This is a genomic window from Brevibacillus gelatini (genome assembly GCF_003710935.1).
Taxonomy (GTDB): domain Bacteria; phylum Bacillota; class Bacilli; order Brevibacillales; family Brevibacillaceae; genus Brevibacillus; species Brevibacillus gelatini.
The window spans coordinates 43,168-62,457 of sequence record NZ_RHHS01000009.1; the positions used below are offsets into that span (position 1 = coordinate 43,168).

18 protein-coding genes and 1 pseudogene are annotated in these 19,290 nt (G+C 50.1%); 9 read left to right on the forward strand and 10 right to left on the reverse strand.

What is annotated here, in order from left to right; translation table 11 throughout:
* Positions 1–25: 25 nt before the first annotated feature.
* The gene (locus tag EDM57_RS02660) at positions 26–781 is read right to left on the reverse strand and encodes an SDR family NAD(P)-dependent oxidoreductase (protein ID WP_122903226.1); all 756 of its coding nucleotides are present in this window, start codon (positions 779–781) and stop codon (positions 26–28) included.
* Between the two features lie 160 nt (positions 782–941).
* On the opposite strand from EDM57_RS02660, the gene EDM57_RS02665 reads away from it, so the two are divergent.
* From EDM57_RS02665 to EDM57_RS02685, 5 genes and pseudogenes are all read left to right on the forward strand, one after another.
* Positions 942–1,574: a nitroreductase family protein gene (locus EDM57_RS02665; protein ID WP_122903227.1), complete on the forward strand. Its 633-nt coding sequence runs from the start codon at positions 942–944 to the stop codon at positions 1,572–1,574.
* Positions 1,575–2,322: 748 nt separating this feature from the next.
* Positions 2,323–2,993: pseudogene (locus tag EDM57_RS24005) on the forward strand (ISL3 family transposase).
* 1,163 nt (positions 2,994–4,156) lie between these two features.
* Complete coding sequence (locus EDM57_RS02675; RefSeq protein WP_122903228.1) at positions 4,157–4,903, forward strand: hypothetical protein; 747 nt, start codon at positions 4,157–4,159, stop codon at positions 4,901–4,903.
* A 60-nt stretch (positions 4,904–4,963) separates the two neighbouring features.
* Positions 4,964–5,704, forward strand: a complete 741-nt coding sequence (locus EDM57_RS02680; RefSeq protein WP_122903229.1) for a hypothetical protein — start codon at positions 4,964–4,966, stop codon at positions 5,702–5,704.
* A 304-nt stretch (positions 5,705–6,008) separates the two neighbouring features.
* A complete protein-coding gene (locus EDM57_RS02685) occupies positions 6,009–6,470 on the forward strand; it encodes a hypothetical protein (protein WP_122903230.1) in 462 nt (153 codons plus the stop codon).
* A gap of 222 nt (positions 6,471–6,692) precedes the next feature.
* Here EDM57_RS02685 and EDM57_RS02690 read toward each other — a convergent pair whose 3' ends face one another.
* From EDM57_RS02690 to EDM57_RS02700, 3 genes are all read right to left on the reverse strand, one after another.
* Entirely contained in the window at positions 6,693–8,108 is a 1,416-nt protein-coding gene (locus EDM57_RS02690; protein WP_122903231.1) for a sensor histidine kinase, read from the reverse strand.
* Positions 8,095–8,805, reverse strand: coding sequence for a response regulator transcription factor (locus EDM57_RS02695; protein ID WP_122903232.1), 711 nt, complete (start codon positions 8,803–8,805; stop codon positions 8,095–8,097). The genes EDM57_RS02690 and EDM57_RS02695 overlap by 14 nt, the downstream gene beginning before the upstream one ends.
* Before the next feature lie 77 nt (positions 8,806–8,882).
* A complete protein-coding gene (locus EDM57_RS02700) occupies positions 8,883–10,244 on the reverse strand; it encodes a VCBS repeat-containing protein (RefSeq protein ID WP_122903233.1) in 1,362 nt (453 codons plus the stop codon).
* Positions 10,245–10,466: 222 nt separating this feature from the next.
* On the opposite strand from EDM57_RS02700, the gene EDM57_RS02705 reads away from it, so the two are divergent.
* Entirely contained in the window at positions 10,467–11,423 is a 957-nt protein-coding gene (locus EDM57_RS02705) for a hypothetical protein (RefSeq protein WP_122903234.1), read from the forward strand.
* Positions 11,424–11,736: 313 nt separating this feature from the next.
* On the opposite strand, the gene EDM57_RS02710 is transcribed toward EDM57_RS02705, so the two are convergent.
* Positions 11,737–12,498 (reverse strand): DUF3800 domain-containing protein, encoded by a 762-nt coding sequence (locus EDM57_RS02710; protein ID WP_122903235.1) that lies wholly within the window; start codon positions 12,496–12,498, stop codon positions 11,737–11,739.
* Positions 12,499–12,710: 212 nt separating this feature from the next.
* Here EDM57_RS02710 and EDM57_RS02715 point away from each other — a divergent pair, with 212 nt between their 5' ends.
* Both EDM57_RS02715 and rpmG read left to right on the forward strand, forming a co-directional pair.
* Positions 12,711–13,919, forward strand: coding sequence for a GTP-binding protein (locus tag EDM57_RS02715; protein ID WP_122903236.1), 1,209 nt, complete (start codon positions 12,711–12,713; stop codon positions 13,917–13,919).
* Positions 13,920–13,940: 21 nt separating this feature from the next.
* Entirely contained in the window at positions 13,941–14,090 is a 150-nt protein-coding gene (gene rpmG, locus EDM57_RS02720) for a 50S ribosomal protein L33 (RefSeq protein WP_005833307.1), read from the forward strand.
* 57 nt (positions 14,091–14,147) lie between these two features.
* Here the strand turns inward: rpmG and EDM57_RS02725 are convergent, their stop codons facing one another.
* The 5 genes from EDM57_RS02725 to EDM57_RS02745 form a co-directional block, all read right to left on the reverse strand.
* Positions 14,148–15,287: a glycerate kinase gene (locus tag EDM57_RS02725; protein WP_122903237.1), complete on the reverse strand. Its 1,140-nt coding sequence runs from the start codon at positions 15,285–15,287 to the stop codon at positions 14,148–14,150.
* 183 nt (positions 15,288–15,470) lie between these two features.
* Positions 15,471–16,637 (reverse strand): cation:proton antiporter, encoded by a 1,167-nt coding sequence (locus EDM57_RS02730; protein ID WP_122903238.1) that lies wholly within the window; start codon positions 16,635–16,637, stop codon positions 15,471–15,473.
* A gap of 701 nt (positions 16,638–17,338) precedes the next feature.
* Positions 17,339–17,473 (reverse strand): hypothetical protein, encoded by a 135-nt coding sequence (locus tag EDM57_RS23855; protein ID WP_281274192.1) that lies wholly within the window; start codon positions 17,471–17,473, stop codon positions 17,339–17,341.
* A 27-nt stretch (positions 17,474–17,500) separates the two neighbouring features.
* Positions 17,501–17,788: a hypothetical protein gene (locus EDM57_RS02740; RefSeq protein ID WP_122903240.1), complete on the reverse strand. Its 288-nt coding sequence runs from the start codon at positions 17,786–17,788 to the stop codon at positions 17,501–17,503.
* 97 nt (positions 17,789–17,885) lie between these two features.
* Entirely contained in the window at positions 17,886–18,299 is a 414-nt protein-coding gene (locus EDM57_RS02745; RefSeq protein ID WP_122903241.1) for an Lrp/AsnC family transcriptional regulator, read from the reverse strand.
* A 123-nt stretch (positions 18,300–18,422) separates the two neighbouring features.
* Here EDM57_RS02745 and EDM57_RS02750 point away from each other — a divergent pair, with 123 nt between their 5' ends.
* Positions 18,423–19,190 carry an MBL fold metallo-hydrolase gene (locus EDM57_RS02750; protein ID WP_122903242.1) on the forward strand — a complete coding sequence of 256 codons (768 nt, stop codon included), beginning with the start codon at positions 18,423–18,425 and terminating at the stop codon, positions 19,188–19,190.
* Positions 19,191–19,290: the final 100 nt, after the last annotated feature.

Genomic DNA, 19,290 nt, shown 5'->3' on the forward strand with positions numbered 1-19,290 from the left:
CAGGAGGAGAGGCATTGGTTTGGCTTTATGGCTCGTAAATCATTTTGCGGGTCATGCCGCCGTCCACCACCAGCTCGGTTCCGGTAATAAAGTCGTTTTCCTTTTGCGTCAAAAAGAGGCAGGCGCGGGCGATGTCGTCGGGCGTACCGACGCGACCTGCGGGATGCTGCGCATGATCCTGGGGGCGCAGCGCCGTATAATCGCCGTTTTCAATCCAGCCTGGCGAGATGGTGTTGACGCGAATTTTGTCGGGACCAAGCGATACGCTCAAGGCGTGGGTGAGGGCCAAAATACCTCCTTTGGACGCTGCGTACGCCTCGGAATGCGGCTCAGACATGTGGGCTCTGGTCGAGGCCAGATTGACGATGGCTCCGCCGCCGTTTCGCCGCATGAGTTTGGCCGCTTCCCGCGAAGCGAGGAAGACGCTGCGCAGGTTTGTGTTCAAAATACGGTCCCACGCTTCGACAGTCAGGTCGTAAGGAGATTCCCAGACGGACAAGCCGGCGTTGTTGATGAGCACGTCAAGGCGGCCCCAGCGGGCGTCAACGGTTTGCATCAGCCGCTCGATCTGCTGCGGCTCGCTCACATCGGTTTGGACAAACGAGGCTGAGCCTGTCGTTGCTTCTGCTCCGTTTATTTTCCGGACGGCAGCTTCACCGGTCTCGGAACTGCGCTCGGCAATGATGACGTGCGCACCGTGAGCGGCGTACATGGTGGCGACGGCAAGCCCGATGCCCTGTCCGCTGCCTGTGACGATGACAATATTATCCGTGTATTTCAAGCAAAACTCCTCCCAACAATATAGGATGTAATACCATGTCCCTGTCCGTCTTCCGGCAAACTGCAACCGGGAGGAAAAAGGTGGTTGTAAAATGTTTCTAACTATATTAAAGTAAGTGTGTATCAGGAATAGGAAATGAAGATGGAGAGGAGAAAATTGTATGAGTACCGAACTGAAAATGACTGCTGAACAAGTGATGGAAGCTCGCCATAGCGTGCGCAAATACGATCCGAATGCCACAATCCCACAGGGCGACCTGAACGAAATTTTGCGTCTCGCGGCAAGCGCTCCGTCCTCCTGGAACCTGCAGCATTGGCGTTTTCTCGTCGTGACTGATTCGGCGATCAAGCAAAAGCTTCTGCCGATTGCTTACAACCAGCAGCAAGTCGTGGATGCGTATGCCACCATCATCATACTCGGAGATTTGGAGGCGTACAAGTCGGCGCGCCCAGTGTATGACGCTGCCCTCGAAAAAGGCTACGTCACCGAGCAAGTGCGTGACACCCTGATCGGGCAAATCGAAGCAGCTTACAAAAACAATCCGGAGATCGCCCGCGACGAAGCGATCCGCAACTCTTCCTATGCGGCCATGCAACTGATGCTGGCGGCAAAAGCCAAAGGCTACGATACATGCCCAATGGGCGGATACGATCGCGACGCGCTCATCAAAGAGCTGAACATTCCGTCGCGCTACATTCCGACGCTGATGCTGTCACTCGGCAAAGCAAGCGAGCAAGCTCATCCGACAGCCCGCTTTGGACTGGATGAGCTGGTGATTACGAACAGCTTCTAATCCAACCTTTGCAAGTCCCCCACATCGACAGAGTAAAGCAAGGCCTTACTCTGTCGATGTGGGGGGATTTTTTTAAAAAAAGTATAGGTTCATTAAGAAACAATATGCCATTCTCACACGTCATAAAATATGATTCATCACCATAACCCGTGCTAGACATTGAAAAAACGCAGATGTTCCTCTATCGTGGGAGTTGTTGAGACAACCACTGAAAAGGAGGAAATCTGCGTTGTTCCTTGATTTTAGCACAGACTTTGTCAGACTTCCATCATTCCATCTCACTCATTGGGAAAAAACAACGGAAACGGATTGGATCGCTGTTCTGGAACCGAATTCTGCTTGTTATCTTTGTCCGCTCTGTCTCCGAGCTAGTACCAACCATGCCCGTCCTGGACGGCGTATTCTTCGTCATCGTTTCGTTCCTTCTTGGGGAACCGTCTGGGTATCCGTTCCCATGTATCGCCAGCGCTGTGCGAGTTGTGGGCTTACATGGACAGTGGAATGGAACGGTATCCCGCCTCGAGGATCGGTCACCTCTGCTTTTCAAGAGATGGCAGTGGATATGTGCCGCGGCCGGGATTTGCTCTCGGTTGCCAAACAATTGAGTGTGGCCTACTCGACACTCGAACGCTGGTACTACCAACTAGCCCCCCAACGCCTTGCTCAACCACAAGAACAGGAAGCTCCTGAAGTGGTCTGTCTGGAGGAGTTTGCTCTGCAAAAAGGCCATAAGTATGGCGTGAACCTCATGGATGCTCAAACCGGTCATATCTGGCAAGTTACAGAAGGACGTTCACGTGAACAGGTACAAAACGCCCTGCAGCAATGGCCCTTTCGTAAGGCTCCTCATGTCGTTGTCACGGATTTGGCTCCAGGAATGGCTGAAACCGTACGCCAAGTCTGGAAGCATAGCCTTGTGGTAGCAGATAAATTTCACGTGATCCAGCTTTTCTCGAAAGCGTTGGAAGCTACCCGAAAACGCACGCATGCTCGTGGAACACATCGTCGGGGTAGACATGAGCAACGCCTGTTCCATACGATCCCTGACAAACTGAAGCCCGAAGAGCTTCAGGAACTGAAGAATTGGTTAGCAGAAGATCCACACCTCAACGACTCTACTTTGCGCTTCAAGACATCAGAGCCGTGTATGCCGTTCAAACCCAAGAAGCAGGTGAGAAAGCACTTCAGAAATGGATCGACGACCATCTCTATTCTCCGACTCCTGCGGTTCGTTCCATTGCCAAAACGATTGTCCAGTGGAGAGAGCCCATTCAGAATTATTTTTCCTTTCGGGTAACGAATGCCAAGATTGAAGGGACACACAACAAAGTGAAGGTGATCAAACGAAGAGCCTACGGCTACCGCAATCTAGAGAGATTCAAGATTCGCATTAGACTGGAGTGTAAACCGGCTATATAACTACGAAAAACTGCGCTAGAGGAAGATCAAGCACGTTTTACGGTGAAGAGCTATAAAAATCCATTTAAACATACTGTTCTAAAGATGCGAAAGTGGCTTCTTGGCATCGGCTAGTTTAAGATTAGAGTGATATGAAGTTGCTCTGGTATTTTTATCAACAATTCTTCATGGCTCGTACTGCTCGATACTCTTCACTATATACTCCGATCCCGATCATATTGCCACGAGGTGAAACTTGACATGGATTTGGAGAAATATCACATCGACGAGTGCAAGGAAATGTGACTGTCTTGAGGTGATGATTCCAAGTCCTGATGATCGGGGCCAAATAAGGAACATTTCAAAGCTCTGTTCCTTACAATTTTGCATGCGCTACTTTTCGTACAGGCACACTGCTGTAACTATCCTCTATCTTTTTGACAAGATAAACGCGTTTTCACACCGCTAGTAACTCATTAAGAGCTTTGTCGAAAATTTTCCACCAAGAAATTCGAGGAATAATCAATGTGATGGCTTCAACTAGGGAAGATGCTGTTTGAGCATTCTTTTTTCGCCCATCTGTTTGCTCGTAGCAGAAACGCCCATTTGTTCCTATCCTCTGCGCTTGAATGACTTGATTTGGTACGTATTTCCGCAGTTTGGTCTACCACCTATAATTTCCATATTTTACATAAATAATTAATACTGAAGCACTGATGTTGTATTGAACATTATCAAAATACTGGTTCCAAATCTATCGGTGGTTACGTGTGATGCTCTGGGAGGATAGCCGAATCTGGTGGGAGCGATTAACCTCGAAACGAAGAAAGCCTGATCCATAAGCAGGAAGGAAACGGTTGTGTAGCATCTGGTTTAAGTGTATATAAATGCCAAATGGACGGAACTACCTTTGTGGGTCACTCCGTTCTTTAGCCATTTGGAAGTGGAATTTAGTTCAGAAAAATCAGTTTATTAATCCTGGCGATTTTTATGCAACGCTAGTGGAGCCATTTGTATTTTGCAATGGTGACTCAAGATTACCATTCTAACCGAGAGTTTTGAAAAGGGTTCATCTTTTTTACTTAAATAGACTTAACTTTTTGTTGAAAATACATTGAGAATATTCAGATAAAACTATATAATAAAAACCTATAAAGTAAAAATTTTACAGGAGGAGCATAGCAATGAAAAAATTACTTTCAAGGATGGTATTTACATTAACTCTAGTTGTTTCTACACTTTCTTTTGGACACGGATATGCCGCTGAAAAGCAAGAAAAATTGCTTTATAAAGCGGAAATGAAATCAGAAAAAGAGCTTAGAAAAGATGCCTTAGCGGGGAAAAAGGATTACGACTTTAAAAAGATTAAGATTCAATTACGAGATGAAAAAGGAAATGTTGTAAAAGATCTTACCGAACACAGCTACTATACAGTACAAAAATTGAAGGAAACGCAAGTGGGTCAACAGGTAATTAGCGATTACGTAGTATATGCAGTTTCAGATCCATCTGATTATGACCAACGGGATCGGGATAATAACTCAGGTTTAAACTTTCAACAAACCGTTTGGATGTGGACGAGTATCATTAAACAGAATGGTATTGATATGTGGGGAAAAGCAACACGATATGAGGCGAGATGGGATTTGTTGGATAGGAACGGCTTGACAATACAGTCCGGGGAATTCAATGCCAAAGCAATAGGCAAAGGTAAATCTAATAATCAAAACGTAAATTACAGTGATTCAAAACCATATTATCCCCCGGTCTGGGGTCAAAGCTATGTAAAGAATCCTACAGCGGATTATATTCGCCTGGACGATTCGATTGGTGCCTTTGGTGCTAGATTAAAAACTTCGTACACTGCTCGTTCGAGCACTGGTACTCTGTATAGCACGGTTATGGTTGGGAATGGCAGCATCCCCTGGTAACATACACTTAGCTTATTGTGTTTAGAGATGAGATCCTTAAAAAGGTGGTTCTAATCTGAAATGAAAAAATTACTTTCAAGGATGGTATTTACATTAACTCTAGTTGTTTCTACACTTTCTTTTGGACATGGATATGCTGCTGAAAAGCAAGAAAAATTGCTTTATAAAGCGGAAATGAAATCAGAAAAAGAGCTTAGAAAAGATGCCTTAGCGGGGAAAAAGGATTACGACTTTAAAAAGATTAAGATTCAATTACGAGATGAAAAAGGAAATGTTGTAAAAGATCTTACCGAACACAGCTACTATACGGTACAAAAATTGAAGGAAACGCAAGTGGGTCAACAGGTAATTAGCGATTACGTAGTATATGCAGTTTCAGATCCATCTGATTATGACCAACGGGATCGGGATAACAACTCAGGTTTAAACTTTCAACAAACCGTTTGGATGTGGACGAGTATCATTAAACAGAACGGTATTGATATGTGGGGAAAAGCAACACGATATGAGGCGAGATGGGATTTGTTGGATAGGAACGGCTTGACAATACAGTCCGGGGAATTCAATGCGAAAGCTGCTGGCTATAGCAAATCTAGTGGAAAGCTTGTTAGCAATAGTGATCCAAAGCTGTATACCCCTCCCGCCTGGGGCCAAAGCTATATAAAGCTACTTTCATGGGACTATATTAGAATGGATGATAACCTTGGAGGTTTTGGTGCAAGACTAAAAACATCATATACGGCTCGATCGTCAACAGGTACCATTTATAGTACTGTTTCAGTAGGTAATATTGGTTGGTAGTACGTTCTTTTAAATCAAGTAAACGGTCGTTCTGGCCGTTTACTTGGCAAGTTATCAATAAGTTTCTTTGGTGTGACGAACATCAATCGCTCCCATTTCCTCTTAGTTAATCTGGCTAAGATCATTTTTGATTGAAATAGGAGTATACCTCTTATTTCAATGTTGAAGATTTTTTGCACGAGCACTAAACAATCGAAATAATGGGTATCTTGAACGGTGGGAAAATGTTGATGCACCGCTAGCATATTGCCATGAATATTGTAGTGTAAGGCTAAATAATGTTGTGTAAAGGGAGGAATACAATGTGAAGAAGAACATAGGCTTTGTATTTTTGATTATTATCTCCCTTTTTTCATTCGTTGCTTGCTCTGAAAAGGAATGGTCCTATCGGTACGAAGGAACAACAGAAAATTGGCATGGTGTTACTGAAATTATTCCAGATCAAGAGAATGGAGCACGCTTTATTGGGAAAATTAAGTATCTCGGGGATAAAAAGGTGAATACAATTCGTTTTGTATCTAATTTAACTCAAACGAGTGAACAAACAGGTCATGTTCAAAATCCTGATTTTAAAGATGGCTATCTCACCATTTTTCAAGATGTACCTAACTCAGAAAGCACGAAAAACGAGTTTAAAAATGGTGTAACCCCCGAAGAAATTACCCTTTTCTTCGGGGAGTATCCAGTTTACAAAATAACTTGGACAGATGTTGAGGGTATTGAAAATACTGAAATTATTAATTTAAAGTACGCAGATCAAGAATGAAAGTACATTAAATAGGGTGTGTAGATTAAATTTTTGAATGATATGTACAAAGACCAGACATGATCGATAGTGTGACTTTCGGGCTGATCGAGGAAGATGGGTGAAGATGCTGTTCGCTAAAATTGGCGAAGCGGCAAAATGACCAACCAAGGACAAACGGAAAGCCGTTGAACAGCGGCTTTCCGTTACGGCGGGAGGAGGACAAGCGAACCGACTGCCTGGTCAGCCTGCTGAATAATTTTCCTCAGAACCACATACACAAGGTAGCTCTACCATGATCGAAGTACCCTGTCCTTGCTTGCTATTGACCAAAAAGCGTCCAGTATGCAACTGAATGATCTCTTTGCAGATCGCGAGTCCAAGTCCGCTGCCTGAAAGCTTGGAGCTTCCTTTGAAAAACTTTTCCGTGACATGCGGCAGATCATTCGGGTGTATCCCTTCTCCGCTGTCTGTGACAGTGACGGTCAGCTTGTCCGCGGAGGCCTCTGCTGCTACGGAGATAGTGCCACCCTTTGGCGTAAATTTGAAGGCGTTGTCCAGCAAGTTAACGAACACCTGCTTCAGCCTGTTGCGGTCGCCCATGACAGTGAGCGGGGAGGACGGGAGCGCCAGTTGAAACTCCATCTGCTTTTCCTGGGCGCGGATCGCGAACTGTACGTGCACGTCGTCCAAAATCTCGCGCAAATCGAGCAGCTCACGGGTGAGCTTCATTTCACCGGACTGAAACTTCGAGAAGTCGAGCAACTCTTCCACGAGACCGATGAGGCGGTCGGTTTCCTTGGAGATGACCTCCAGCCCGAGCATCGTTTCTTCCGGGTCTTCCAGGCCGCCGGAGATGAGCGTCTCCCCCCAGCCTTTGATCGAGGTCAGCGGCGTGCGCAGCTCGTGGGAGACAGAAGAGATGAAATCGTTTTTCAGCTTTTCGTTTTTGCCGATCTCTGCTGCCATGTAGTTGAACGTATCGGCGAGCGTCCCGACCTCGTCGTCGTACCGCTTCGGAGCGCGGGCGGTGAAGTTGCCCTCCGCCATTTGCTTCGCGGCATTCGTCAGGTCTTCGATGGGGTCGACGATCCGTTTGGCCATGAGCAGGCTGAGGGCAAAGGCCAGCAGGACGACGCCAGCCCCAACGCCCAGCCCGTACAAGGCGATGCGATTGACTGCCTGATAAAAAGGCTCTGCCGAGATCGTGTAGCGGAGGACGCCGACGTACTCTGACCCGAAGGTGAGGGGATTGGAAACGGCAATGACCCGTTCGCGAGACTCGGACGTTCTGCCCACGAACAGACCTTTTTGCCCCCTGATCGCTTCCATGACGTCGGGGGTTTGGACAAGCTCTCCTGTCTGGAAGCCGTACGAGTTGAGTATGACTTTGCCGTTTAGGTCGAGCACCTCGATTTTGGCGTATTCCTGGCTCGATACGTTCTCCAGAATGTAGCGGGCCTTGTCTTTCAAGCGATAACCGGTTGCGTACTTGTTGATAAAATTGGTGAAGGTCGTGCTGCGCGTCTCCAACGCTTCGGTAGCCGTTCCGAAGTAGTACGTATGGACGGCCCAGTAAAACAGTCCTTCCAGCAAAAGTACGATCAACAGCAGGATCATGCCGAAGTAAAAGACGAGCCTGCTTCTAATTCCTTTCATCAGGAGCATCCTTCCGCCAGAGATACCCGTACCCCCAGACCGTTTCCAGGAAGGTTGGATGGGCAGGATCGTCTTCGATCTTTTGGCGAATTCTGCGGATGTTCACATCCACGATTTTCAGGTCCCCGACGAAAAACTGCCCCCAGACCTTCCTCAAAATCTCATCGCGACTGATCGCTTTGTTGGCATTCTCAGCCAGCAGCTTGATAATGGAAAACTCCTTGGGGGTCAGGACGATTTCCTGATCCTTTTTGAGCAGTTTTCGCTCATCGAGCAGCAGGGTGAAGGGAGCAATGTCAATCGTATTTTTGTCCTCCACAGCAGCGGGGAGGGGTGTCAGCCTGCGGTGCAATGCCTTTACGCGGGCCAACAGCTCAGCCGGACTGAACGGCTTCGACACGTAATCGTCGGCCCCGAACTCCAGCCCCATCACTTTGTCCAGCTCCTGGCTTTTGGCAGTAAGCATGATAATTCCAAGGCGCGGGTATTTTTTGCGCAGCTGCCCGCACACTTCAAAGCCGTCAATGCCGGGCAGCATCACATCGAGAATGGCAATTTCAATATCGCTTTGTGCATGCGCGATTTCCAGCGCTTCTTCGCCTGTCGCTGCTTCAACGACATCCCAGCCTTCACGCCGCAGATTGATGCGGACAAAATCACGAATGGATTTTTCGTCTTCCAGCAATAAAACCTTCATAAACAAATCCCCTTGGTCTGATTTTGACTTTTTCGCTCTCAGGTGGATTGGTACAGGAAAAACCGCTTTGGCCTTTATCACGGAATGGATAAAGGCTTGTAGAGCTGACGTATCTCGTCTGCCGTGAGCTGCATGGAGCGGTACTCCTGCATGGCAGACTTGCCAAGGCTGGGTGTCGCTTGCGGAAGGAGCGCGATCAGAACCTGCTTTCCTTCTTCCTTCAACAGAACGTAAGGCACTTGCTTTTGTTTGAGTCCGTTCTCGAATTTGTTCCATTCGGTTTGCGGAATGGTTTGGAGCGTCAAAAGCTCGGCTTTATTTTTTCCGTTTTCTCCGTAGTAGAAAAAGCGGATGGTGTGCGAACTGGCGTTGGGAATGGCGGATATGGTGAATTTTTCGCGCCATTTTTCCGGAATTTTCATATCCAGTCCAAGTGAATAGTTTTGGTAATGATCTTCCACGTGCTTCAGCCCAGTCTTGCCGTCCCATTGAAAATAGGAGGAGATCCAGGGAATTTCGGCCATGGCCAGCTCTTCTGTGCCAGGCGGCTGCGTTCTGGTGCCGATCTCGATAATGCCGTCTCCGTTAATATCCTCACTGTACAAGGCATAGGCCTTGAAGGTGACATCCATTTCTCCCTCTGCCTTGGCCAGTGGGTTGTGCAAGGTGCCATTTTCCCAGATCAATAGGTCGGTGGATGCCGAGTGCGCGCCTACCCCGGCTTCAATGAACAGGGCATTTTTCTCAGGAGACGCTTTTCCGATGATCGCTTGCTCGTATCCGTTCACATAGCCGTCGAGCGCTACCTCGGCCAGCTTGGTGATTTGGCCGTCTTTTGCACCAAACAGCTCTGCCTTGGAGGTGAAATTGTTGTGATCGTGCAGGACCAGAGCAAGCTCAGTCTGCTGATCTCCGGTCAAATCGCCAACCGCCATGACGGAATAGGGTTGCTTCATCAGCTCCCTGGTATTGTCGTCGGTAATGGAGTACACCGACAGCTCCCGGTTCAGACCGTCGCCGCCGCCCAGGCCAATCAGCATCTCGGGAACCTGGTCGCCGTTGAGATCGTGAAACGAAACGTAGTCCAGCTCATTGCCAATCCCGGTAAAGGAGGTCAGCTTTTGCCAGTTTCCTTGCTTTTGCGTAAGCACCAGCACACCGATTTCGTAATCGGTTTTTTCCGACTTGTAAAAGGCGACGACCTCGGGAGTTCCATCGCCGTTCAGGTCTTGCAGAGAGACGGCGCTCGCCTCTGCGGGGTGGAGCGGCATCGCCAACTGTGAGCCCGCAGGCAAAAATTGCATGACCGCCTGATTGATCGATTTTTGATCGCCGTCGGCAGCGGGCGCGCGCATCAGTTCGTTAGGGGTATCTGCCAGGCCGCAACCGCTCAGAAGAGAAGCGCAGATCGCGGCAGGCAAAAGCCAGGCCTTTTTCATTTGTGCTTGTTCCTTTCTACAGCTACTTCCGTTTGACTATATTGTAGCCTGCCTTCTCCGTGAAGTTGTTGCAAATCGGTAAAAATGGCGAGAAAACATTGGGGTTATTTCCTAGCAACATTTGAACGGTTCATCTCGTTTAGAAAGAAGAGCAGCGAAGAAAAGGCACGGGTGTAACCTTTGGCAAGAAACGGCGTGCCTGTTACATAGGGGGAGAGAATCATGAGACTTTGGCAAAGAACGATGGCAACAATCGTATGGAGCGGTGCTATTCTCATGGCATCAGGACTGGGGGTTGCTCCGGTTCATGCGAATGTCCTTCCGTCACAGTCCCAATCGTATGCTACCGTTGCCCTGTTGCAACCGCAGCACAACATTCCGTTTTCCGTGCAGTTTACCGACGGGTTTTGGGTAAAGGTAACGAATTTGCAGACAAAAGCAGTCAGCACGTTTGATTTGTCTGCCAATAAAGCGACATACCTGCATCAAGGGATTTATCAGGCAAACGGCAAGCTGCAAAAGCCGACGAACGGCTACGTGCAAAAGCTGGTGGAACTGGTGCCTTTTCGCGATGCCAAAGGCAATCTGCGCTGGATGGGCAAGCAAAATATTTGGGGAGTAAACAATCAGGACCATATTGCCGTAGCGACGAGCGTGTGGAATATCGTGGACCAAAAGCCGCAACTGCTCGGGGTCACGCTGGAAAAAACCGATGTCGACAACTTGCCTTCGCCGGATGTCTCAATCAATAGCGGGTTCAGCATGAAAAGCGACAGTACATTTGTGCTGGATACGAAATACGCAGATGTGACAGGCGACGGGATCAAGGACCACATTTTTTTGGTAGGCGACAAGATGGGATTGGCGATGAACCAGACGGCCGAGAATTTGCGCATTGTGGTTCGCGAAGGGAAAAACAACCAGCAGACGTTTGTTTCGGTGGGCACGCGCGACAAAGGTTTGCTGCCGAAGCTGCACATAACAGACGGCAACAACGATCAGGTCAAGGACATTTTGGTCACGATGCCGACTGCCGCGGGCCATGTATACAGCCAGATTACATGGAAAGGGAATCGTCCGACCCCGGTAGTGGACCAGGATCAGTTGAACAACCGCAGCTTGTATCAGCCGGTCATCGGCGCGTATGGGGAAGCGGTGGCGATGAAGCGGGTGAAGTAGCGGAAGGATCGACACACGTAAACAGGGCTTCGCTGAAAAGCTGGGCGAAGCCTGTGTTTTCTCTCTTGTTATGCTTGACAACTTCCTTTTGCAAACGTACAATTATAGATGTGGATTTGCTCGCACGTTGTGTACGACTAAATCCACACGATAATTAAGGCATTCTGTACGTAGCTCATGCATTGACCTATGAACAGAATGTCTTAATTTATTTTGACATATCGTCCGGTGATTTTGGATAGGGTAGAAATAAGGTCGCACGTTGTGTACGACCGACAAGAGGAGTTCGCACGTTGTGTGCGTCCTCCTCTTTTTATTTGTATTCCCAGATGATGAGCTTGGAGTCCAGATGCCGCGCATATATATCGAGGATGGCGGCCTGGTGTCGTTTTCGCGGAGGGAAGCCGTAACGATGCCGGAAATGAACAGAGGTGATGAAGTTAATCATATCAGCCAGTTGAATCAGGTTTCCATTATGATCGTGCGACAGCTTTACTTGCAGGTCGGGATACACTCTGCGATTGAGCGGATTTCGCAGGGCGTCACGAAAATGGTTGAGCTCGCTCGGCTTGCCATCGTCACAAATGACAAACGCATACGAGTCAGCACGGCTCAGCTCGTTGGACAGGCAGCGAACAAGCTCCGTATACGCGTGGAGATGCATGCGGTTATGGTTGGTTTCACCCGTCCGGGTCTGGTAAAGCTGTTTGTTGACGAGAGCAGCCACTACCTTTACTTCCGAAGCCTTCACTAAAGACAACAAATTTTCCACGACTTTGAAGCGTTGGCCATCCGATAAGTTATAGTAGAAATTTTCCCCGTCAATAAATGCCTTTCCGTGGATTTCAAACTTTTTAAAAAAGTCGATATGGGGAAACTGCTCTGCAGGTATGCCGTGAATGGTGGCTTTTATATCTTTTTCCAGATTGTCTTTGATTTTCTGGACTTCATGATGCAAAAACACCTGGTAATGGATGGGGACCAGGATGCCTGCGTAACAGAGAACGGGTTGATTTCTCATATCATTGAAGCCGTTGTTTCCTGATTCATCTGTGTAAAATCCGTATAACGTCACATCTGTCCCTACTTTCCATTGCGACATAAATTGATTATAGCAAACGATGAAACAAGAGCGGGCAGAAAAAAGAGCGAGGATAGGGTCACTTCATCGTTTTGTTGTGTCTAAACGTAATCATTACGATTTGTCTTGACAAACGAAAGAGTGTTGCGTTAGCATGTTTATTAAATCGTAATCATTACGTTTTGTTAAGCGAAGGAGATTTGCTTATGACCGATAAAAGAATCCCGGTAACTGTCCTGAGCGGCTATCTGGGAGCAGGCAAAACAACCTTGCTCAATCATGTCTTGAACAACCGGGAAGGCATGCGCGTCGCCGTCATCGTCAACGACCTCAGCGAGGTGAATGTGGATGGCACGCTGGTATCGCAAGGAGGGGGTGTTTCCCGTGTGGATGAAAAGGTCGTGGAGATGTCGAACGGCTGCATCTGCTGTACGCTGCGCGAGGATTTGCTGACAGAAGTGGAGCGGCTGGCGCGCGAAGGACGGTATGACTACATATTGATTGAATCGACGGGGATCGGCGAGCCTGTTCCCGTCGCCCAGACCTTCACGTATGTCGATGAGGAAAACGGCATCAACCTGTCTGCCTTGACCCGGCTGGACACAATGGTGACGGTCGTGGATGCGTACCGTTTCTGGCATGACTTTTCCTCGGGGGAAAGTCTTTTGGACAGGGGGCAGGCAGTCGGGGAGGACGATACGCGTGAAGTGGTAGACTTGTTGATCGACCAGATCGAGTTTTGCGACGTTCTCATTTTGAACAAATGCGACCGGGTAAACCCGGAAGAGCTGGAGCAACTGGAGGCGGTGCTGCGCAAATTGCAGCCAAAGGCCCGCTTGATCCGGGCGGTGCGCGGACAGGTCGATCCGCATGAGATTTTGAATACCGGACTGTTTGACTTTGAGACGGCCAGCCAGTCGGCAGGGTGGATTGCCGAGCTGCAAAAAGAAGAACATACGCCCGAGACGGACGAGTACGGTATTTCTTCTTTTGTCTATCGCGCGCGCAGGCCGTTTCACCCCGAACGGTTTGGCGAGTGGCTGGCCGCCTGGCCGGAGGAAGTCGTGCGGGCGAAAGGATTTTTCTGGCTGGCTACCCGCAACGATCTGGCGATGACGCTCAGCCAGGCAGGGCCTTCGATTGAGATTGGAACCGCCGGATTTTGGGCGGCGGCATTGCCTGCCAAGGAGCGGGAAGCGCTGTTGGCAGAGGAGCCGGATATGCGGCAGACGTGGGACCCGGTGCATGGCGACAGAATGACAGAGCTTGTGTTCATCGGCATCGGCCTGGACCGGGAAGCGGTCACAGCGCAGCTGGATACTTGTCTCTTGACGGATGAGGAGTACCATGCGGACTGGGCCAAGCTGCCTGACCCGTTGCCTACTGCAAGCACCGTCGTAGAGATGCTGCTGTAAGACAAAAAGGAGGAAAGCGACATGCGCGTCAACATTACGCTGCAATGCACGGAAACAGGAGATCGCAACTACATCACGACCAAAAACAAGCGAACCAATCCCGAGCGGCTGGAGCTGAAAAAGTATTCGCCCCGCCTGAAACGCCATACCTTGCATCGGGAAACGAAGTAGATGACGAAAAGCTCTCCCTTGGCAGCAGGTTGCTGTGGGAGAGCTTTTTTCCAGCCTTCATAAACCACTCCGGCAAGCCCAAATCCGCATAACCTGCTCGGCCGCCTGTTCCAAAAGCGCGGCGCTGTCCCGCATGGACTCATCCAGCGTCATCGGCCGATTGGCGATGCTGACGACGGCGGTGACGCCTTTTTCATACAACGCTTCGATCCCTTCACCGATGGAACCCGCCAGCACGATGACGGGGATGCCGAATTGCTGCGCGAGCTGGGCGACGCCGCACGCTGTTTTTCCTTGGGCGGTTTGCCCGTCCACCTGGCCTTCTCCGGTAATGACGAGATCGGCGCCCTGCATGGCGCAAGCGAGGCGGGTTGTCTCCATGACGATCTGTATTCCCGCTTGCAACTCGCCGCCGAGAAAGGCGAGAAGCGCCCCGGCCACACCGCCCGCTGCGCCTGTTCCCGGCAGATCGTGAATGGCAATTCCCCGACTTTTTTCTATTACGTCTGCAAAATGGCGCAAACGGTCGTCCAGGGCGAGGGCCATTTCCGGGGTAGCTCCCTTTTGCGGGCCGAATACGTGGGAAGCGCCGTTTGGCCCGACAAACGGGTTGGTGACGTCGCAGGCGACGACAAACTGACATTCGTCAAGACGCTTGTCTTTCTGGCTGCAATCAATGCGGCTCAGCCGGGAAAGCTCTCCCCCGCCAAAGGATAAGGGTTGGTCATCCTCGGTGAGCAGTCTGTAGCCCAAAGCTTGCAGCATGCCTGCGCCGCCATCGTTTGTGGCGCTGCCGCCGAGTCCGAGAATAAAGCGGCGGCAGCCCAGGTCGAGGCCAGCCATAATCAGTTGCCCGAAGCCGTAGGTCGTGGTGCGAAGCGGGTTGCGCTCCGCTTCGGAGATGAGATACAGGCCGGATGAAGCTGCCAGCTCGATCACGCAGGTAACGCCGTCGCCGAGAATGCCGAACTCGGCTGCAACAGGTCGCCCGAGCGGGTCTTTGACCGTGGCTGTCATGAGTTTTCCAGCGGTCGCGTCGACGAGGCATGGCAGTGTACCTTCTCCGCCGTCTGCCATCGGTTTGGCGACAATCTTGGCACGGGGATACACGCGGAGCACGCCGGCGCGAATCGCTTCGCTGACTTGCTTGGCAGTGAGGCTTCCTTTAAATGAGTCCGGTGCTACGACAACTTTCATGCAGACCGCTCTCCTTTGCGTCATTTTTTATACGGGCTTCGCCAGCAGCGAAAGAAGCTTTTGCTTGTTGGCAGGAACCATTTTTTTCTTCATCATAAACCGAAACGGAACCGATTGCGAAGGCGATGCGAAAGAAAAAAGCTGCTCCGACGTCATCTGACGTGGAACAGCCCGGCTTGTCGTTTACGCGTTCTTTTTCAGCAAAAGTGGTTCTTCCTGCGTATTTTTATCCGCAAACAGCCATTTCATGATCGGCGGAGTGACAATCGTCGTCAGCAGGACAACGACGATCAAGACAGCGAACATGTCCTCGGTCAGCAGGTTGTTTTCCAGCCCGATTGCGGCGATAATCAGCGCCACTTCGCCACGCGACACCATGGCAGCGCCGATGGCCAGCGAATTTTTCCAAGGGAAGCCGGTGATTTTTGCGCCGAAGGCTCCGCCGACCAGCTTGGAAACAATGGCGATCACACTTAACACGACAATCAGCCACAAATTTTCCACGATCCCGGAAAATTGGGCGGTGACGCCAATCGAGGTGAAAAAGACAGGAACGAAGATGGCGTAGCTGATCGTTTCTACCTTGTGGGTGACTTCCTGCTTGTAGCTGGTCAGGCTGATCGCGACACCCGCAATATAGGAGCCGATAATGGCGGCAACGCCTGTGTACTCGGCAAAATAGGCGAACAGGAAACAAATAATCAGCGCCGCGGAAATCACAGCTTCGCTAACTTGCAGCGGAGCGAATTTGCGCAAAACCCACGGGACGACTTTCCAGGCCAGCAGGATCACAATCGCGAAAAACGCCAGCTTTTTGGCAATGACCAGGCCAAGGTTCACATCGCTGCCAGCGAAGCTCATCAAAAACGCCAGCGCCAAAATGACGAGTACGTCGTCGATGACGGCAGCCCCCATGATGGTTGCGCCTTCTTTCGACTTGAGCTTGCCCAGCTCCTTCAACGTCTGCACAGAGATGCTCACACTGGTCGCCGAGAGTAAAAGCCCCAAAAACAGACTCTCAAATGAGGAAAGCCCCATCGTAACTCCGGCGACATAGCCGAGTGCCAGAGGCGCGATGATGCCAGCCACTCCGACACTGGTGGAGGACTTGGCGGTGCGCTTGAACTCGTCAATATCGGTTTCCAGTCCGGCGATGAACATGAGCAGAATGACGCCGATCTGGCTGATTTCTTTCAAAATTTCCGTGTCAGTCACCAGCCCGAGCACCGTTGGACCGAGCACAATCCCGATCAGCAGCTTCCCCAAAACGGACGGCTGTCCCAGTCGCACACTGATGTCTCCGGCGATTTTGGAGGCGATCAGGATGACAGCCAGTTGAAAAATAAGCATGCGGTTTCCCCCTTTTTAATCTGTGTGCAAAATGCAAAAAGAGCCCGCCATCACAGGGTTTTTCTTTTTGTCGGCTGAAAAAAGACAAAAAGAACCCTATGATGACAGGCTCCTCCATAAACAAAGTGGATATTCATTTTTGTTACGATTACATTTTAACATAGGGGGTGTGAAAAGTAAAGAAACGCTGGCGGGCTGGTTGTGGGCATGTTTACATGACTAATTACCTACGATACAATTGCTTAATAAAGTAGGCACTTTTCTGTATACATGGAGATAAAAAAATAACTACCCGATAAGGTAGTTTCTTTTCATATTCGAAGAGCCACGCGATCCAAGGAAGGAGTGGCTTTCCTTCTGAAACATGCCCCGCTATCTCATGGAAAGAGGGAAATGTTTGTATCCACATTATACGAAATTTCGTTGATGATAGTCAACGGACAACCCAAGGGTGATTCTTTATGAATGATGTAGCTCTTAGGATTTTTTTTGACGAAAGTGGAAAAAGGAATAGTAAACCTAATTTGATGGGCGGCTTCTCCATTCCGTCCGATCTGTATGAGTCTGACAAATTTCAAACTTGGACTCTTCTCATCATACAAAGTTCATTCCCCGCCCTTAACTCCAAAACCAAAAGCCTGACTGTCATCTAAAACAGACAGCCAGGCTTCCAACTTTTATTCGCCCAAAAACGGGCACCCTTATTTCCAGTTAACAAAATCAGACATCTGCGCGAAAGCCTCTGCCAAAGCATGCAGGCTCTCCCCGGTCTGGTAAGCAAAAAGCGGCAAGCCTACCACAAACAACAAAGCTTCTCCGATGTACTTGGCGATCATGCGATCTACCTCCTTTTGGATTTTGGGTCAAACAGCCAAATCCAAAAGGGAGCGGTACGAATCCTTGTCGCCACTCGTGTGCTGCGAACGCCGGATCAGGCGAAGGCGCAACGATTGCCTTGCTGTCATCGGATAAGTCTCAACCAGGCCAGGATTGATCGAAGGTCGATAGGTGTCACCAGAATTCCAACGAAACGCCTGTATTTGCGGGCGATGCCGGCGTCTGAGACAAAAAGCAGACGTAAAGCAGCCCACAAACAGGGCGAGCAAGGCAAAGAAATCCTCCAGCGAAAACAGCAACAGCATATCTTCCATGGCGATTTCCCTCCTTTCGTACCCATCATTTTATCCCTGTTCACATGATCGGGCAAGACGGAAAAGAAGGAGACTGCTTCCGGTCGGAAGCGCTGCCCTATTTGAGTTGGCCGATCGACAGGTTGACGCGGTAGTTGCCAAAGGGCAGGAGATCGTCCAAAAAACGGTTTAAGGCGGTGTGGTCCGCGACGTTGATTTTCAGCACGTAGCAGCCTTCTCCGCTGATGCGATGGGCTTCGATTACTTCGCTGCGGCTTGCGACAAAGCGGGCAAAGCGCGAATGGTCGGTGGTTTTCATGAATACAGTGACCAGCGCGGTGAGCGAAGGAGCCAGCTTGGCCTCGTCGACGATGGTCGTGTATCCGATAATGACGCCTTGCTCCTCCAGTTTTCTGATCCGGTTGCCGACGGCTTGCCCGCTCAGATGGACCTGTTCGCCGATGTCTTTCCACAAAAGACGGCTGTTTTGACGCAGCAAAGCCAGAATGGCATGGTCGGTTTGGTCGAGCATGAAAATCTCCTTTCGCGGTGAAAGTGAGGCGCTTGATTCGTTTCGCGGCTATATGCGCGCGCCTTTTACAATAAAAGCAAGCTCACAACTATTATACGACTGCGATTGGAGGACAGAGAAGACATGCAAATCCAACTTGTTCGACATGCTACGCTCAAAGTAACCTACAGCGGCCGCACGTTTTTGGTCGACCCGATGCTCAGCGCGGCGGGCGAGCTGTCTGCTGTGCCGAATACGCCGAATCAGCGGGCGAATCCGCTGGTAGAGCTGCCTTTTTCCACGGAAGCAGTGCTGGATGGCGTGGAGGCGGTTTTGGTGACGCATACGCACAGAGATCATCTGGACGAAAAGGCGCTCCGCTTGCTGCCCGCCGACCTGCCTGTCTTTTGCCAGCTCCCGGATAGGGACATGCTGCACCAGCAGGGCTTTTCCCATGTAACCGCGATTGAAAGCGAGCAGGAGTGGCAAGGGATTCGCCTCTACCGCACAGGCGGAAGGCACGGGACAGGCGAGATCGGGGAGCGGATGGGGCCAGTTTCCGGCTTTGTGCTGCAGGCGCCTGGCGAGCCGACGCTGTACGTGGCCGGGGATACGGTATGGTGTGCCGAAGTGGAGGAAGCCATCCGGCGGTTTGCTCCCGATGTGATTGTCGTGTTTGCCGGAGCAGCCCGGTTTTTGACGGGCGACCCGATCACCATGACGGGGGAGGACATCGCTCTTGTCGCCGCCGCATCGCCGGACAGCCACCTTTTCGTTGCCCACATGGAGACGTGGAATCACTGCCTGTTGTCACGCGCCGAGTTACATGCGTTTTTGGCGGAACGAAAGCTGCAGGACCGCGTGCGGGTACCTGCAGATGGAGAGATAATCGCCTATTCGGCTCCCCGGTAATATCCCGGAGGAAATAGACAGATACAGCAGCTTCGCACATAGGAGGCTGCTTTTTTCATGCTGCCATTTTTCGGGCTTGCGTATGAGTAAAATGTTCGTG

What these genes read in the sequence shown, in the direction of transcription:
- EDM57_RS02725 (WP_122903237.1), bottom strand. Translation starts at nt 15,287, where the DNA reads ATGAAAGTTGTCGTAGCACCGGACTCATTTAAAGGAAGCCTCACTGCC.
- EDM57_RS02750 (WP_122903242.1), top strand. Translation starts at nt 18,423, where the DNA reads ATGCAAATCCAACTTGTTCGACATGCTACGCTCAAAGTAACCTACAGC.
- EDM57_RS02680 (WP_122903229.1), top strand. Translation starts at nt 4,964, where the DNA reads ATGAAAAAATTACTTTCAAGGATGGTATTTACATTAACTCTAGTTGTT.
- EDM57_RS23855 (WP_281274192.1), bottom strand. Translation starts at nt 17,473, where the DNA reads ATGATCGCCAAGTACATCGGAGAAGCTTTGTTGTTTGTGGTAGGCTTG.
- EDM57_RS02715 (WP_122903236.1), top strand. Translation starts at nt 12,711, where the DNA reads ATGACCGATAAAAGAATCCCGGTAACTGTCCTGAGCGGCTATCTGGGA.
- EDM57_RS02665 (WP_122903227.1), top strand. Translation starts at nt 942, where the DNA reads ATGAGTACCGAACTGAAAATGACTGCTGAACAAGTGATGGAAGCTCGC.
- rpmG (WP_005833307.1), top strand. Translation starts at nt 13,941, where the DNA reads ATGCGCGTCAACATTACGCTGCAATGCACGGAAACAGGAGATCGCAAC.
- EDM57_RS02745 (WP_122903241.1), bottom strand. Translation starts at nt 18,299, where the DNA reads ATGCTCGACCAAACCGACCATGCCATTCTGGCTTTGCTGCGTCAAAAC.
- EDM57_RS02690 (WP_122903231.1), bottom strand. Translation starts at nt 8,108, where the DNA reads ATGAAAGGAATTAGAAGCAGGCTCGTCTTTTACTTCGGCATGATCCTG.
- EDM57_RS02695 (WP_122903232.1), bottom strand. Translation starts at nt 8,805, where the DNA reads ATGAAGGTTTTATTGCTGGAAGACGAAAAATCCATTCGTGATTTTGTC.
- EDM57_RS02730 (WP_122903238.1), bottom strand. Translation starts at nt 16,637, where the DNA reads ATGCTTATTTTTCAACTGGCTGTCATCCTGATCGCCTCCAAAATCGCC.
- EDM57_RS02700 (WP_122903233.1), bottom strand. Translation starts at nt 10,244, where the DNA reads ATGAAAAAGGCCTGGCTTTTGCCTGCCGCGATCTGCGCTTCTCTTCTG.
- EDM57_RS02705 (WP_122903234.1), top strand. Translation starts at nt 10,467, where the DNA reads ATGAGACTTTGGCAAAGAACGATGGCAACAATCGTATGGAGCGGTGCT.
- EDM57_RS02740 (WP_122903240.1), bottom strand. Translation starts at nt 17,788, where the DNA reads ATGGAAGATATGCTGTTGCTGTTTTCGCTGGAGGATTTCTTTGCCTTG.
- EDM57_RS02675 (WP_122903228.1), top strand. Translation starts at nt 4,157, where the DNA reads ATGAAAAAATTACTTTCAAGGATGGTATTTACATTAACTCTAGTTGTT.